Below are 943 nucleotides of genomic sequence, written 5' to 3' on the forward strand. Positions count from 1 at the left end.
GATGAATTCGTTGACAATCGGGGGAGTCCATGTAGCTTGCCTAACCGGCGAAAAATAGCAGGCTAAAATTAGCGACGAAGGAGCGCAAGCCTGCTGTTTTGCGTCCTTTGGTTTAGGCACTTGTTATATTTTATTTAAATGCAATTGCAAGTTGAGTTTTTCCTTAAATTTTATGGGAAACTCTATATCGACTTGATGATCGAAAACTGCTTTTGGAACTTCATTTTCTGTTTCATAAACAACCGCCATATTTGGTAAAAATTCTAATCTCGCGGAGTTTAGAGCTTCTTTAATTGGAGCCGCAGGTAAAGAGGCGGGGTCTAATTTTAAGATATCCACTTTAATCACACGACCACTTTTATCAAAGAATACCTTCGCGCTAACTTTTCCAATAGTCACATTTTCAACGGTCCCAGCTTTAAATTCAGGATCTGGAACGTTTATTATCGCATCACTGCCGTAAAATACAGGAGGCACACACGCTAAACTTTGAAAGCTAGTCACTAAAACTATTGCTAAGAAATACTTCATACACTTCTCAAAATATAACGCCCGATTAACGGGTAAAAAATTGTGGGCTAAAATTGAGCGTAGCGAATAGCCCGCAAGTTTTTTATCCCAGTTGAATTGCTTGTTATATGCCAAATACACCAAAAATAGCAAACAAAATCACTACTGGTATCAAAAACGCTATTATTTTTTGAATCATTGAACCTGCAATTTTTTTAAAAAATGGAACGTCAGAACGACCGATAAAATTGAAAGTGTGCTCAGCGCTGAACAATACAAACAAAGACGCCGTAACAAGAGCCAAAGTAACCTTGCTCCATGTAAGAAATAATGTAAAACAAACTAATAGCAAAATACCAACTAGTGGAATTAGCAAGTTTCTTAGGAGTTTATTGATGAGGCTATCCTTGGCATATAACGCCCGATTAACGGG

2 protein-coding genes are annotated in these 943 nt (G+C 37.6%); both read right to left on the bottom strand.

Annotation, left to right across the window (positions count from 1 at the left end; genetic code table 11):
* Positions 1 to 123 precede the first annotated feature (123 nt).
* Positions 124 to 531 (bottom strand): hypothetical protein, encoded by a 408-nt coding sequence (locus CWB72_RS19760; RefSeq protein WP_138635008.1) that lies wholly within the window; start codon positions 529 to 531, stop codon positions 124 to 126.
* Between the two features lie 103 nt (positions 532 to 634).
* A partial coding sequence (locus CWB72_RS20770) for a hypothetical protein (RefSeq protein ID WP_212747914.1) occupies positions 635 to 943 on the bottom strand: 309 nt, incomplete at its 5' end.

The sequence above is a fragment of the Pseudoalteromonas phenolica genome, assembly GCF_005886345.1.
Taxonomy (GTDB): domain Bacteria; phylum Pseudomonadota; class Gammaproteobacteria; order Enterobacterales; family Alteromonadaceae; genus Pseudoalteromonas; species Pseudoalteromonas phenolica_A.